Genomic DNA, 13,281 nt, shown 5'->3' with positions numbered 1-13,281 from the left:
TCCGGACCGTCAGGCGGGATCAGATGATCCCGCCGTTGGTGTGCAGCACCTTGGCGGCGACATCGATCCGCCGCCCAATCCCGATCGCCTGCAAGAACGCTTCGTCGTGGCTAACGACGAGCAGCGCGCCGTCATAGGCTCTCAAGCCAGCTTCAACGGCCTCGATGGACTCGATGTCGAGATGATTGGTCGGCTCGTCCAGGATCAGCAGGGACGGCGGCCTCGTCCCGCCCAGCACGCAGGCAAGGCCCGCACGAAACATTTGCCCGCCGCTCAGACTGCCAACGACCTGCAAGGCGGCATCGGCGCGAAACATGAACCGGGCCAGCGCGGCATGGCACGCATTTGCACCCGCCGCTGGATTGAGACGGCCGAAATTTTCCAGGATCGAGAGCGCGGGATTGAGCAGGCTGATTTTCTGGTCGAACAGCGCGAAGTCGGGCCTGACCCGGACAGTGCCCGAGAAGGGGCGCAACTCGCCGGCAATGAGTTTCAGCAGCGTCGTCTTGCCCGAGCCGTTGGGCCCGACTAACGCGACGCGCTCCGGACCGACGATCGTGAACGACAGATCGTGCAAGACCGGCTGCTCCGGCCGATAGCCGGCGGTGACGTCGTCGAGCCAAACGACCTCCCTACCCGCCGGCAGACCAGTCGCGGGCAGTTTCACCGACAGCGGCTGAAGAACTTCGATGCGGCGACGTGCCGTGTCGGCAGCTTCCAGCGCTTCGGCGCGCCGCCGCTCGGCGATTTGCGCAAGCTTGCCGCCAGTATCCTCGCTGCGGTCCTTGCGCGCGCCGGCCAGGATGCGCGGCATGTCGCCTTTCGCCCGTTTCTTCTTCCCGCCGCTGTCCTTGCGATCTTTCCGCTCGGCGGTCGCCTGTGCCTTGCCGTCGATCTCGCACAGGTGTCTCTCGGCATGCGCCAGATCGTGCCTGACGGCCGCGAGCTCGAGGGCCTTCTGCTCGCGGTAGCGGCTCCAATTGCCGCCGTATCGTGTTGCGCCCAGCGATGTCAGTTCGACGATCGTATCCATGGTTTCGAGCAGATTCCGATCGTGGCTGACGACGATCGCGCCGCCGCGCCAGGCGGCGAGGAGATCGGTCACCGCCTTGCGTCCGTCCCGGTCGAGATTGTTGGTGGGCTCGTCCAGCAGCAGGAAGTCGGGCTGGGCGAAGACCAGGGCGGCGAGACGCACCCGCGTGATCTGGCCGCCGGACAGGCATGAGAGCGGCGTCTCAGGAGAGGGATCGAAGCCGAGGCGCGCCAGCGAGCTTTGAAGCCGCGCTTCGAGCGTCCAGTCGATTGTGGCGATGTCGTCGGCCGAGACCTCGCCCCGCTCCGCACGGCGCATCAGCTCCAGTGCCCGCCGCACATCGAACAGATCAGCCACCGTCGCATCCAGAGGCGGTTGAACGTCCTGGCGCAGCAGGCCGATGGTGCCGTTGATCAGAACACGTCCGGACTGGGGAACATGCTCCCCCAGAATTGACGCAAGCAGCGTCGTCTTCCCGACGCCGTTACGGCCGACGAGACCGGTGCGCTCGGCGGCGAATGTCAGATCGATGCTGGAAAGAAGAGAACGGCCGTCAGGCGTGGATAGCGACAGATTCGACAGGATGATTGAAGCAGGCATGGAATTCCCCGTGAGCAAGGCGGATCGGCGTTGCGGTCGGGGTAAAATCCATGGCTGCGAAGTTCCTGATTGAGAGCCCTCTAACTAGTCCTGCAGAAGCGCAAGATCAAGCCACGGTTCGAGGGAACGACAGCGCGAGGAAAGCGCTGTCGCTCGATGAACCTGCAATCAGCCCTTGAATGCGGTGACCACCACTTCGATCAGCGCGCTGCCGCCGAGATCGGCGACGCCAACCGTGGCGCGGGTCGGCAGATTGTCGCCGAAGAACTCGGTCCAGGCCGCGTCCATCTCCTTCTTCTTGGAGAGGTCCGTGACGAAGATCGAGGCGCTGACGACGCGCGACTTGTCGGTTCCCGCTTCCTTCAGGTAGCCGGCGATCTTGCCGAGGATGTTGCGGGTCTGGTCGCCCATCGAGACCGAGGTGTCGTCGGCGATGGTGCCGCCGAGGAAGACGAAGCCGTTGGCTTCGACGGCGCGGTGCATGATGGGCGTGCGGATGCTGCGGGTGATGCTCATGATGTCCTCTTCTTAAAGCGCGGTGAGATTAGGTTAAGTTGAAGCGACGAAGCAGGTGCGCTCCCTCTCCCGGCCGGGGCGGGGGTGTCTCCGCGATCGAGATACTCCCCGTATGGAGAGACCCCCGGCGCTACGCGCCGACCTCCCCCGCAAGCGGGAGAGGTAAGACGAGCGCGCGGCTCGATCCGTTCAAACCTCTTCATGCGGACAACGTCGTGGGATGGAAGCGGTCGATGCCGAGATCGCTGACGCGGGTCTGGGTGCCGCCGTTGACGATCAGCTCGGCCATGACCGCACCGGCGCCGGGGCCGAGCTGGAAGCCGTGCAGCGAGAAGCCGAACTGGTGATAGAGCCCCTTGTGGCGGCTGCTCGGACCGAACACGGGGATATCGTCCTTCATCTTCGCCTCGATCCCGGCCCAAGCGCGGACGATGGTGGCGCTGCGCATCACCGGGAACAGCTCGAACACGGTGCGGGCGCTGATTGCGAGGCTCTTCCAGTCCAGCACCGTCTCATTGCGATCCTGGTACGGCGTTGCCAGATGGCCGCCGCCGATCAGCACGGTGCCGTTGGAGAATTGCTTGAAGGAGAGTTTGCGGCCGCGCAGAATCACGACGGGATCGATGAAGTGCGGCACGCGCGAGGTGATCATCAACATCGGCGCCACGGTCTCGACCGGCACGGGCTCGCCGAGCGCGGCCGCGATCTTGCCGGCCCAGGCGCCGGCGGCGTTGACGAGCACCGGCGCGGCATAGGTGTCCGAGCCGACGTCGACGTGCCAGAGACCGTCGCTATACCGGATGTTGCTGGCGGCCACGCCTTCGCGCACGGTCGCGCCGAGTTGCCCGGCCTTGCGACGGAATGCCGTCGTTGCCTGCGCCGGGTTGGCCGCACCGTCGCGGCGCGAGACCACCCCGCCCGGACAGGTCTCGGCGACCGCCGGCACGAGGCGCCGCAGTTCGGTCGCGTCGATCAGCTCTTCATGGGTGAAGCCGAGCGCGTTGAGCTCGGCCACGCGCGTACGGCAGACCGCGAGCTCCTCTTCGTTCTCGGCGACCAGCACCTGGCCGTGGCTCTCGAAGCTGCAATCGTCGTCGAGAAGATCCGAGATCTTCTCCCAGATCCCCATGGAGCGGATCGAGAGCGGGATCTCGGGGATGTGCCGCGCGAGCTGGCGCACGCCGCCGGCATTGACCCCCGAGGCGTGGCGGCCGGCATAGTCCTTCTCGATCAGCACCGGCTTCATGCCGGCAAGGCATAGATGCAGCGCAGTCGAGCATCCGTGGATGCCGCCGCCGACGACGATCGCATCCACGTTCTTGGTCATCCGCGCACCACCGCCTTGACGTCGGCCTCGGTCTTCGGGACGGCAGCGAGCTCGGCGAGCGTGATCGGCTTCACCGGCGCGCGCAGCCGGTAATAGCCGATCTCCTGCGGCGTCTTCCCGCGCGCCTGCGCCATCAGTTCGGTGACGGTGAGGCCGCAGAGCCGGCCCTGGCACGGCCCCATGCCGGTGCGGCGATAGGCCTTGAGCTGGTTCGGTCCGGTCGCGCCGATCGCGACGGAGTCGAGAACGTCCTTTGCGGTGACCTCCTCGCAGCGGCAGACGATGGTGTCGCCTGCGGGAATCCGGAACTGCGGCGCCGGGCGGAATAGCGTGTCGAGGAAGACGCGCCCACGTTCAGCCTTGGCGAGATCGGAGCGAAGCGTTGCCATCGGTGCGAGCCTTGCGGCCGTCGCAGGTGCCAGCGCTTCCACCGCCGCACGCGCCGCGATGCGGCCGCGCACCACGGCGGCGTTCGCGCCGCCAATGCCGGCGCCGTCGCCGGCGATGGCGATGCCGGGAACGGTCGAATTGCCGCTCGCATCCAGCACGGGCGACCAGCAGAGCTGCAGATCGTCCCAGCGATGCTCGACGCCTGCCGCCATCGCCAGATTGACGTTGGGCACGACGCCCTGATGCAGCAGCAGCAGATCGGCAGGAACGGCTTCGCGCTTGCCGCCCGCGACATAGCTTACGTTCGCGAGTTGGCCGTCACCGGATGCCGAGAGCTCGGTGACGCCGGAGACGACCTGTACCTTCGCCTTCACCTCGCGCATCATGGAGAGGCCCTTGGCGAAATAGGGCGACGTCAGGAAGGCGAAGGCATGCGGGAGCGCTGCGAAGTAATTGCCGCGCGCGGTGGTGTCGAGGATACGGTCGATGCGGCCGCCGAGGCGCAGGATTTGCGCGGCGAGCAGCCAGAGCAGCGGCCCCTGCCCTGCAATGACCGTGCGTCCGTCGGGCACGAGCGCCGACGATTTCAGCATCGTCTGCGCCGCGCCCGCGGTCATCACGCCCGGCAGCGTCCAACCCGGAATCGGAAACGGCCGCTCCAGCGCGCCGGTCGCAAGGATCACGCGCTTCGCCTTGACGAAGGCTGACGCACCGCCGATCGAGACGGCGATCTCGAGGTTGCGGTCGAGGCTCCAGACGGTGGCACGATGAATGACCTCGGCGCTGCTCGCACGCAACGCCTGCACGAGATCGGCACCGGCCCAATAGTCCGCGCCAAGCTGATCGCGATCAGTGACAGGTGTCGAGGCGATGGCGCGGAACACCTGTCCGCCAGGGCCGACATTCTCGTCGAACAGCAGCGTCGACAGGCCGGCTTCGGCGGATGTCGCGGCAGCGGCAAGGCCCGCGGGCCCCGCGCCGATCACCACGACGTCATAGGCTTCGCGCTTGGGAGCCACACTCATCTTCCGATCTCCCGCTTGCCCTTCTGGATCTCGATTTGCATGCCCTCGACGACGGGGACAAGGCAGCCCTGGCGGTTGCCGACGCCGTCGATGGTGACAAGGCAATCGAAGCACACGCCCATCATGCAGTAGGGCAGACGCGGCGCGCCGCTCACCGCGGTCGAACGACGCGCGTCCACGCCGGACGCCAGCAGCGCGGCAGAGACGGTGTCGCCCTGGCGCGCCGCAATGGCAACGCCGTCGACGAAGATCTGCACCGGTGGCCGGTTGTCCTGTTCGGATCTCTTAAACATGGATGCCCCTTGGCTCCTTGATATCTCTAGTAGCCGCTGTTGTTTGCCGCGCCCACACCGCCAAAACGGCTCGCCGAGAACGCGCCGACCAATTCGGGCTCGAGCGCGCCTTGCGCCACCATACGCGCGATCTCGAAGGCATGGTTGGAGGCGAGCGTCACGCCGGAATGGCAGCAGGCGACGAAGGCGCCGGGATGCGTCTCCGACTGGTCGTAGATCGGAAAGCCGTCCTGCGGCATGACGCGGATCCCGGCCCAGCTCCTGACCACGTTGAGCCGCGACAGATGCGGGAACATGCGCTGGGCGCGATCGGTCATCACGGCGCTGATCGAATGCTTCAGCGCGCGGTCGTCGAGCTCGTCCTCCTTGCTGTCGCCGATCATCACCGTACCCTCGTCGGTCTGGCGGATCGTCGTCAGAGGATGCGGCAAGAACGGCATGGTGCGCTCGGTCACCACGATCTGGCCACGGGTCGGGCCCATCGGCGCGTAAAGGCCGACCATGGGCGCGAGCGTCTGGTTGGCGTTACCCGCGGCGAGCACGATTTTCGCGGCGCGCAACTCGCCCTTGGGCGTGGTCAGACGGAATTCGCCGCCGCTCTTGCTGATCGCCGAGACCGGCCGTTCCGGAAGATAGTCGATGCCGAATGCCTTGAAGCCGGTGTGGAAGGCGCGGAACGTGCGCAGCGAATTGACATGGCCGTCGAGCGGGCAATAGCTGCCGCCGGACACTTCCGGCCCGATCAGCGGCAGCGACTTCTTCACGTCGGATGCGGAGAGCATCTCCATCTTGTAGTCGGCCGCGCCAACCTGGTTGTGCATGCGCTTGACGAGCTCGGTACGCTGGCCGAATTCGTCCTCGCCGAGCGTGAGATGAAAGCCGCCGTTCTGCTGAAGCGAGACATCGAGGCCGGTCTGCTGCTTCAGTTCGGAGGCAAGCCGGCCCCACGCCTGCGACGCCTGTACGGTCCAGACCGTATAGGCTGGCATGCCGAGGCCCTTGCTCTGCACCCACACCAGCGCAAAGTTCGCGCGCGACGCGCGCTTGGTGATGTCGCCTTCGTCGAGCACGGCCACGCGCTTGCCGAGCCGGCCGAGGCCCCAGGCAATGGCGGAGCCGAGCAAACCGCCGCCAACGACGGCGACGTCATATTCTCCTGACATAGGTTCTCCTATCGCCCGGTGTCGCCGCCCTTGCCGGCGAGCACGCGGTCGAGCCCGTAGAAGCGGTCGAGCAGAATGAGGGCGGTCATGGTGATCGCGATCACGCAGGCCGAGACCGACGTCACCAGCGGATCGATGTTGTCCTGGATATAAAGGAACATGCGCACCGGCAACGTCTCGGTGCCGGGTGCCGCAAGGAAGACGGTCATGGTGAGATCGTCGAAGGACTGGATGAAGGCGAGCGCCCAGCCGCTGATGACGCCGGGCAGGATCAGCGGCAAGGTCACCCGGCGGAACAGCGTCCAGCCGTTGGCGCCGAGCGAAACCGCAGCCATCTCGACTGTGCGGTCCATGCCGGTCGCTGCCGCCAGCGTCAGCCGCAGCGCGAACGGAAACACGATGATGACATGGGCGATGATCAGCGCGGCAAAACTGCCGCCGAGGCCGGCCGAGGTGAAGAAGCGCAGGAAGGCGATGCCGAGCACGACATGGGGGATCATCAGCGGCGACAGGAACAGCGCCGCCAGCGCGTCGCGGCCGCGGAAGCGATGGCGCGCGATCGCCAGCGCCGCCGGCACGGCGAACAGCAGCGCCACCAGGGACGACAGCGCGCCGAGCCCGAGGCTGACCCAGAACGCGTGGATGAATTCGGGATAGTTCGCGATGGTCCTGAACCAGCGCAGCGAAAAGCCGTTGGTCGGCAGCGACAGAAAACCCTCGGGCGTGAAGGCGACGAGGCAGACCACCAGGATCGGCGCCACCATGACGATGACGAAGATGGTATGGAAGATCAGCGCGAGCGGGCCGTTCCGTCTCATCGGAACACCTCCGCATAGCGGCGCTCGATCAGCGCGTTGCTGCCGACCACGATCAGCACCAGTGCGACCAGCAGCAGCGTGGCGACCGCAGCTCCCAGCGGCCAGTTCAGCGTGTTGAGGAATTCGTCATAGGCCAGCGTCGCCGCGACCTTGAGCCGGCGGCCGCCGATGATCGCGGGCGTCGCAAAGGCGCTGGCCGAGAGCGAGAACACGATGATCGCGCCCGACAGCACACCCGGCATGATCTGCGGCATGATGATGCGGCGGATGATGGTGGCGGGGCCCGCGCCGAGCGACATCGCGGCATTCTCGATCTGCGGATCGAGCCGCTGCAGCGCCGCCCACACCGAGAGCACCATGAATGGCATCATCACATGCGCGAGCGCGACGACCATGCCGGTTTCGGTGAACATGAAGGGAATGGGGGATCGGATCACCCCGAGCGACATCAAGAGCTTGTTGACGAGCCCGTTGTTGCCGCCGAACAGCAGCGCCCAGCCGAGCGTGCGCGCCACCACGGAGATCAAGAGCGGTCCGAGAATGACCAGCAGGAAGAAGCTCTTCCAGCGGCCGCTCATACGGTTGAGGATGTAGGCCTCGGGCGCCCCGAGCAGCGCGGTGAGCAGCGTGGTCAGGATCGCGATCCGAAACGTCCGCCAGAACATTTCCGCGTAATAGGGATCGGTCGCGATCTCGTGCCAGTTCTTGAGGATGAAAACCGGCTCGATGCCCTTGTACTGGCCCCAATCGTGGAACGACAGCATCACGGTCATCGCCAGCGGGATCAAGAGCACGCCGACGAACAGCAACAGGGCGGGCGCCGTCAGCGCCCATGGCGCACGCGCGTTACGCTCCTCGGTCGCGGCGCTCATGTGGTCGGCCTCGCACGCACGCTCATGTCCTCGGGCCGCCAGGTGAGACGAACCGCCTCGCCCTCGACCGGCTGCGCTGTGCCGTCGTTCTGCCGGATCACGATCGCCGGGCCGCATTCGCTGTCGCACTGGAATAGCCAGTGGTTGCCCTGGAAGATGCGCGTGACGATTTTCGCGCCGAGGCCCGCATCGCCAAAGCCGATGCGCTCGGGGCGGATGCTGACGGTCACGGGACCGTTGAGGCCAGCGGGCGCGGTCACGCTCCAGGAACCCGCCATCAGTTGCGCCGGCGCGACGCTCCGGTCGATCGCCCCGGCAAAATCATTGGTCTTGCCGAGGAATTGCGAGACGAAGGCCGAGGCCGGCCTCTCATAAGTCTCCTGCGGCGTGCCGATCTGCTCGATCTTGCCCTGGCTCATCACCACGATGCGGTCGGACAGCGACATCGCCTCGTTCTGGTCGTGGGTGACCAGGATCGTCGTGGTGCCGATGGTACGCTGGATCTGGCGCAGCTCGATTTGCATCTCCTCGCGCAGCTTGGCGTCGAGATTGGACAGCGGCTCGTCGAGCAGGAGCACGCTCGGCTTGATCACCAGCGCGCGCGCCAGCGCCACGCGCTGCTGCTGGCCGCCGGACATGCGGCGCGGATGACGGTCCTCGTAGCCGGCGAGCCCGACCATCGCGAGCGCGGCACGGACGCGCTCAGCCTTTTCAGCGCGCGACACATTGCGCATTTCCAGACCGAAGGCGACGTTCTCCGCCGCCGTCATGTGCGGAAACAGCGCGTAGCTCTGGAACACGATGCCGAGGCCACGTTTGGCCGGATGGATCGCGGTCAGATCCTTGCCCTCGAGGCGAATCGCGCCGCGCGTGGGATCGAGGAAGCCCGCGATCATCTGCAAGGTCGTGGTCTTGCCGCAGCCGGACGGGCCGAGGAAGGAGATGAACTCCCCCTTCCCCACCGACAGACTGAAGTCGTCGACCACAGTCTGCGCACCGAACTGCTTTGCGACCCGATCGAGCTCGAGATAGGCCATACGCTGTCTCCGCGAACGTTCAGATCAGCGCTCGACCTCGCGATTCCAGCGCTTGGTCCACTCCTCGCGCTTCTCGTTGATGACAGTCCAGTCCGGATTATAGAGCTTCGCCGCGCGCTCGCCGATCGGCGCCATCTTGCCGAGCTCCGGCGGGATCACCAGCGATTTCAGCACCGGGCCGTAGCCGTAGTCCTTCAGCATCACGAGCTGAATCTTGGGATCGAGCAGCATCTTGACGAAGCTCGCCGCCAGCGGCGAGGCGTTCGGCTTGTTGATCGGACACGCCGTCGTCAGCAGCGTCGCCGCGCCTTCCTTGGGATAGACGAAATCGACGGGGAAGCCGGTATTGGCAAAGCTCTGCACGCGGCCGGTGCCCCACACCGCGATCACGGCCTGACCGGACTGGAACAGCTCGGTCATCTTGCCGGGCGACGGCTCATAGGCGAGCACGTTCGGATTCACCTCTTCCTTGAAGATCTTGAAACCGGAATCAACGTTGGTCTCGCCGCCGCCGTTCATCTTCGACAGCATCACCAGCGCCTCCAAGCCGTAGGTGTTGTTGATTGGCGGGATCACGAGCTGCTTGGCGTACTTCGTGTCCTTCAGGTCGTTCCACGAGGTCGGCGGCGCCCAACCTTTCTCTTTAAATACTTTGGTGTTGTACATCAGGCCCGTCGCGACGATGCCGATCGCGACCGCACGATCGTCCTTGAAGCGCGCGGTGTCGTAGAGATCCGTGGGAAGACCTTCGAGCTTGCCGCAAAAGCCGAGCTGGATCGCCTGATACATCGGGCCGTCATCGACGATGGCGACGTCGATCTGCTGATTGCCCTTCTGCGCCTGGAGTTTTGCCAGCGTGTCGGTGGAGTTGCCGGCGACGTACTCGACCTTGACGCCGTTCTCCTTCTCGAAGGCCGGGATCACCTCGTCGCGGATCGTCTTCTCGAACGAGCCGCCGTAGCCGGCGACGTAGAGCGTCTTTTGCTGGGCCGAGACGGCCGACGGGACGGCGATGAGCGCTGCGATGCTGACCGCGGTCAGAAGGCGAAAAGTCTTCATGTGGACCGATCTCCATACCGGAATGAGGTGACGTGCCGACAAATCTCCGACTGGGGCGCCTTCCGCATTTCCTTCCGCGTTAATCCTTTCCGACCAGGGCTCCGGCCCCTGTTCGGTGGGTTTTGACGCGATTTGGAGGTTTGAACCCCTCCAATCTGCCGAAAAAGCGGGCTGGCTCCAGCTCTGATGAAAAAGATCGCAACCTATACTTCCATCGTCCAATGAATAATGGCAACCTCTGTATGCCTAAATATTATGAATGGGTTTGGCATGGCGCGGATCAATTCGCGGCAGGTGGAGGCTTTCCGCGCGACGATGCTCACTGGCAGCGTCACTGAGGCGGCGAAGCTGATGGTGGTGACGCAGCCTGCGGTCAGCCGCTTGCTGCGCGACTTCCAGGCGCTGCTGAAGATGGAGCTGTTCGAGCGGCGCGGCACTGGCCTCGTGCCGACCGCGGCGGCGATGGCGCTCTATACCGAGGTGGAGCGCTCCTTCGTCGGCCTCGAACGTATTACGGCTGCGGCCGAAGAAATCCGCGGCCGCCGCACCGGCTCGCTGCGCATCGCCGCGCTGCCGGCGCTGGCGAACGGCTTTCTGCCGCGACTGGCCGGACATTTCCTCAAAGAACGGCCCAACCTCAACCTCGCCTTCTTCGGCGTGATCTCGCCGATCGTGGTCGACTGGGTGTTGAACAACCAGTGCGACATCGGCTTTGCCGAGGTGCCGATCGCCCATTCCGGCCTGCCGAGCTTGCGACTGCCGGCGCCCGCGCGCGTCGCGGTGCTGCCGACAGGTCATCGCCTCACGGAAAAGGAGGTTTTGGAGCCGCGCGACTTCGAAGGCGAGACCTTCATCTCGCTGTCGGCGGGATCATCGAGCCGGCATCTCGTCGACCAGGTCTTCAATCGTCACGAGGTCCGCCGCGTGCTCAGGGTCGAGACCACGTTGTCGGAGATCATGTGCGGCATGGTCTCATCAGGGCTCGGCGTCGCGATCTGCGACCCTTTCACCGCGAGGGAATTCTCCACCCGCGGCGTGGTCGCGCGACGCTTCCTGCCGCGCATCGACTTCGAATTCTCCGCCGTCTTCCCGGCGCAGCGCAGTCCTTCACCGGTGGCGCTGGATCTGGTGGAGACGATGCGCAAGGCGCTCGCCGAGCTCGAGCACGAGTCCACACGGGATTTTGCGCCCGGTTGACTTGGACGCCCTGCGGATCCTGCTGTATCCTTCGCATCTCCGCAGGGCAGCACATGGCACGCATCACCATCATCGAGACCGGGCTGGTTCCTCAAAAGCACCGCGAGCGTCACGGCTCGTTTCCGGACATGTTCGAGCGCATGGTCCGCGCCGAGGATCCCTCGGTCACCGTGGATGTCATCAGCGTCCCGAATGGCGATGCACTTCCCGATCCGCGCAAGCTGGAGGCCGTGCTGATTACCGGCGCCGCCGCCGGCGTCTATGACGGGCTCGACTGGATCGCGCCGCTGGAAGATTTCGTGCGCAGCGCTTACGCCAACAAGACGCCGATGGTCGGCGTCTGCTTCGGTCATCAGCTGATCGCGCAGGCGCTCGGCGGCACCGTGCGCAAGTCGGAGAAAGGCTGGGGCATCGGCCGGCATGTCTATCAGGTACTGCCGGAGAACGGCGTCGTTGCCGGCGAGGAAGTCGCAATCGCCGCCTCGCATCAGGATCAGGTGATCGAGCCGCCAACCGACGCGCTCACGATCCTCTCGTCCGAGTTCACGCCACATGCCGGCCTGCTCTACGCCAACGGCACCACGCTGACCGTGCAGCCGCATCCCGAGTTCGACGTGGAATTCGCGCAAGTGTGCTGCGACCTGCGCGACGGCAAGGCGCCGGATGACGTCGTCGCGACGGCAAGGGCGTCGCTGGCGCAGCCGATGGACAACGCGACGATCGGTGGGGCGATTACGAGGTTTCTGGCGAGGCGGCCCTAGCCGCAGAACCTGCGGCGCGCGCTTCTTCCCTTCTCCCCTTATGGGAGAAGGTGGCGCGAAGCGCCGGATGAGGGGTTCTATCAACTCGCTCGACTGCTCGTGAGGATGGAGACCCCTCACCCGCCGAGCTTCGCTCGGCACCCTCTCCCACAAGGGGAGAGGGTTGATGCAGCGTCACTTGCGGAATATCAGAACGGATCGCTTCCCAATCCCGCCACATCCGCCGGCCGCGGCCCCGGCGCTGCCCAGAGAAACCGGCGATCCTTCTCCGCAATCGCGATGTCGTTGATCGACGCCTCGCGCCGCTTCATCAAACCGTGCTCGTCGAATTCCCACTGCTCGTTGCCGTAGGATCGATACCACTGGCCGCCCGCGTCGTGCCATTCGTACTGGAAGCGCACGGCGATGCGGTTCTCGTCGAAGGCCCAGAGGTCCTTGATCAATCGGTAGTCCTGCTCCTTCTCCCATTTGCGGGTGAGAAAAGCGACGATGGCCTCACGGCCCTGCAAGACCTCGGATCGATTGCGCCAGCGGCTGTCCTCGGTATAGGCGAGCGAGACGCGCACCGGATCACGCGAATTCCAGGCGTCCTCGGCCATGCGCGCCTTTTGCGCGGCGGTCTCTCGGGTGAAGGGCGGAAGCGGCGGGCGCGACATGATGAGCCTCATCGATTGGTTGGGGCCGCAATCTATCGCTGCGCAAGGTGGAGTCGAGTGGCGATCACCTATCGACCGATCACGAAATCAGATCGGCCCTCATCAGCGTCCGGATCGATTTCGGGATCGGCTGGGCGCGGCCGCCGCTGATGAAAGCGACGCGCACCTCGGCTTTCACCAGCACGTCCTCGCCACGCTTCACTTCCTGCGCCAGCATGATGGAGGCACCCTTCACCGCGATCGGCCAGGTCACGACGTCGAGCACGTCGTCCATCCGCGCGGGCTTGAGGAAGTCAAGATGCATCGAGCGCACGACGAAGGCGAAACCGGCGCTGTCGGTCTCGGGTTGCTCGAACAGCGCCTGCTGCTCGGCCCCCATCAGCCGCAGATGATTGGTCCGTCCGCGCTCCATGTAGCGCAGATAATTCGCGTGATAGACGATCCCCGAGAACTCTGGTTTGACGATATCGCAACAAGAGGCTAACAGCTTGATTCCATTGGGGCGTTGGAGGGCGATAGCGTGAACAAGCGTAG

Annotated in this window: 14 protein-coding genes; 2 read left to right on the top strand and 12 right to left on the bottom strand. The window is 65.2% G+C overall.

All coding sequences use genetic code 11. From position 1 onward, the window contains the following. Positions 1-19 precede the first annotated feature (19 nt). The 10 genes from IVB26_RS08710 to IVB26_RS08665 all read right to left on the bottom strand — a co-directional run bounded on the left by IVB26_RS08710 (position 20) and on the right by IVB26_RS08665 (position 10,133). Positions 20-1,633, bottom strand: coding sequence for an ABC-F family ATP-binding cassette domain-containing protein (locus tag IVB26_RS08710; RefSeq protein ID WP_247971299.1), 1,614 nt, complete (start codon positions 1,631-1,633; stop codon positions 20-22). Between the two features lie 168 nt (positions 1,634-1,801). Next, a complete protein-coding gene (locus IVB26_RS08705) occupies positions 1,802-2,149 on the bottom strand; it encodes a RidA family protein (protein WP_246925637.1) in 348 nt (115 codons plus the stop codon). Between the two features lie 199 nt (positions 2,150-2,348). After that, positions 2,349-3,476, bottom strand: a complete 1,128-nt coding sequence (locus IVB26_RS08700) for an NAD(P)/FAD-dependent oxidoreductase (protein WP_247971298.1) — start codon at positions 3,474-3,476, stop codon at positions 2,349-2,351. Further along, the gene (locus IVB26_RS08695; protein ID WP_247971297.1) at positions 3,473-4,891 is read right to left on the bottom strand and encodes an FAD/NAD(P)-dependent oxidoreductase; all 1,419 of its coding nucleotides are present in this window, start codon (positions 4,889-4,891) and stop codon (positions 3,473-3,475) included. Before IVB26_RS08695 ends, IVB26_RS08700 begins: the two co-directional genes overlap by 4 nt. After that, on the bottom strand, positions 4,888-5,184 hold the full coding sequence (locus IVB26_RS08690) for a (2Fe-2S)-binding protein (RefSeq protein ID WP_247971296.1): 297 nt from the start codon (positions 5,182-5,184) through the stop codon (positions 4,888-4,890). Before IVB26_RS08690 ends, IVB26_RS08695 begins: the two co-directional genes overlap by 4 nt. 26 nt (positions 5,185-5,210) lie before the next feature. Further along, on the bottom strand, positions 5,211-6,347 hold the full coding sequence (locus IVB26_RS08685; protein ID WP_247971295.1) for an NAD(P)/FAD-dependent oxidoreductase: 1,137 nt from the start codon (positions 6,345-6,347) through the stop codon (positions 5,211-5,213). An 8-nt stretch (positions 6,348-6,355) separates the two neighbouring features. Then, positions 6,356-7,165 (bottom strand): ABC transporter permease, encoded by an 810-nt coding sequence (locus IVB26_RS08680; protein WP_247971294.1) that lies wholly within the window; start codon positions 7,163-7,165, stop codon positions 6,356-6,358. Further along, positions 7,162-8,037: an ABC transporter permease gene (locus IVB26_RS08675; protein WP_247971293.1), complete on the bottom strand. Its 876-nt coding sequence runs from the start codon at positions 8,035-8,037 to the stop codon at positions 7,162-7,164. Before IVB26_RS08675 ends, IVB26_RS08680 begins: the two co-directional genes overlap by 4 nt. Beyond that, entirely contained in the window at positions 8,034-9,074 is a 1,041-nt protein-coding gene (locus IVB26_RS08670) for an ABC transporter ATP-binding protein (RefSeq protein WP_247971292.1), read from the bottom strand. The genes IVB26_RS08675 and IVB26_RS08670 overlap by 4 nt, the downstream gene beginning before the upstream one ends. Before the next feature lie 24 nt (positions 9,075-9,098). After that, positions 9,099-10,133: an ABC transporter substrate-binding protein gene (locus IVB26_RS08665; protein ID WP_247971291.1), complete on the bottom strand. Its 1,035-nt coding sequence runs from the start codon at positions 10,131-10,133 to the stop codon at positions 9,099-9,101. Between the two features lie 270 nt (positions 10,134-10,403). On the opposite strand from IVB26_RS08665, the gene IVB26_RS08660 reads away from it, so the two are divergent. Both IVB26_RS08660 and IVB26_RS08655 read left to right on the top strand, forming a co-directional pair. Further along, positions 10,404-11,330: a LysR substrate-binding domain-containing protein gene (locus IVB26_RS08660; protein ID WP_247971290.1), complete on the top strand. Its 927-nt coding sequence runs from the start codon at positions 10,404-10,406 to the stop codon at positions 11,328-11,330. Between the two features lie 53 nt (positions 11,331-11,383). Next, positions 11,384-12,091 carry a type 1 glutamine amidotransferase gene (locus IVB26_RS08655; RefSeq protein WP_247971289.1) on the top strand — a complete coding sequence of 236 codons (708 nt, stop codon included), beginning with the start codon at positions 11,384-11,386 and terminating at the stop codon, positions 12,089-12,091. 188 nt (positions 12,092-12,279) lie between these two features. On the opposite strand, the gene IVB26_RS08650 is transcribed toward IVB26_RS08655, so the two are convergent. Together IVB26_RS08650 and IVB26_RS08645 are read right to left on the bottom strand one after the other, a co-directional pair. After that, on the bottom strand, positions 12,280-12,747 hold the full coding sequence (locus IVB26_RS08650) for a nuclear transport factor 2 family protein (protein WP_247971288.1): 468 nt from the start codon (positions 12,745-12,747) through the stop codon (positions 12,280-12,282). Between the two features lie 79 nt (positions 12,748-12,826). Then, a complete protein-coding gene (locus IVB26_RS08645; RefSeq protein ID WP_247973116.1) occupies positions 12,827-13,240 on the bottom strand; it encodes a YbgC/FadM family acyl-CoA thioesterase in 414 nt (137 codons plus the stop codon). Positions 13,241-13,281 lie beyond the last annotated feature (41 nt).

This window comes from Bradyrhizobium sp. 195 (assembly GCF_023101665.1).
Classification (GTDB): Bacteria; Pseudomonadota; Alphaproteobacteria; order Rhizobiales; family Xanthobacteraceae; genus Bradyrhizobium.
This window is presented reverse-complemented; position numbering and strand designations above follow the sequence as displayed.

Bases quoted from the DNA above. Each gene is read 5' to 3' on its own strand.
- IVB26_RS08710 (WP_247971299.1), bottom strand. From the start codon at position 1,633: ATGCCTGCTTCAATCATCCTGTCGAATCTGTCGCTATCCACGCCTGAC.
- IVB26_RS08705 (WP_246925637.1), bottom strand. From the start codon at position 2,149: ATGAGCATCACCCGCAGCATCCGCACGCCCATCATGCACCGCGCCGTC.
- IVB26_RS08700 (WP_247971298.1), bottom strand. From the start codon at position 3,476: ATGACCAAGAACGTGGATGCGATCGTCGTCGGCGGCGGCATCCACGGA.
- IVB26_RS08695 (WP_247971297.1), bottom strand. From the start codon at position 4,891: ATGAGTGTGGCTCCCAAGCGCGAAGCCTATGACGTCGTGGTGATCGGC.
- IVB26_RS08690 (WP_247971296.1), bottom strand. From the start codon at position 5,184: ATGTTTAAGAGATCCGAACAGGACAACCGGCCACCGGTGCAGATCTTC.
- IVB26_RS08685 (WP_247971295.1), bottom strand. From the start codon at position 6,347: ATGTCAGGAGAATATGACGTCGCCGTCGTTGGCGGCGGTTTGCTCGGC.
- IVB26_RS08680 (WP_247971294.1), bottom strand. From the start codon at position 7,165: ATGAGACGGAACGGCCCGCTCGCGCTGATCTTCCATACCATCTTCGTC.
- IVB26_RS08675 (WP_247971293.1), bottom strand. From the start codon at position 8,037: ATGAGCGCCGCGACCGAGGAGCGTAACGCGCGTGCGCCATGGGCGCTG.
- IVB26_RS08670 (WP_247971292.1), bottom strand. From the start codon at position 9,074: ATGGCCTATCTCGAGCTCGATCGGGTCGCAAAGCAGTTCGGTGCGCAG.
- IVB26_RS08665 (WP_247971291.1), bottom strand. From the start codon at position 10,133: ATGAAGACTTTTCGCCTTCTGACCGCGGTCAGCATCGCAGCGCTCATC.
- IVB26_RS08660 (WP_247971290.1), top strand. From the start codon at position 10,404: ATGGCGCGGATCAATTCGCGGCAGGTGGAGGCTTTCCGCGCGACGATG.
- IVB26_RS08655 (WP_247971289.1), top strand. From the start codon at position 11,384: ATGGCACGCATCACCATCATCGAGACCGGGCTGGTTCCTCAAAAGCAC.
- IVB26_RS08650 (WP_247971288.1), bottom strand. From the start codon at position 12,747: ATGTCGCGCCCGCCGCTTCCGCCCTTCACCCGAGAGACCGCCGCGCAA.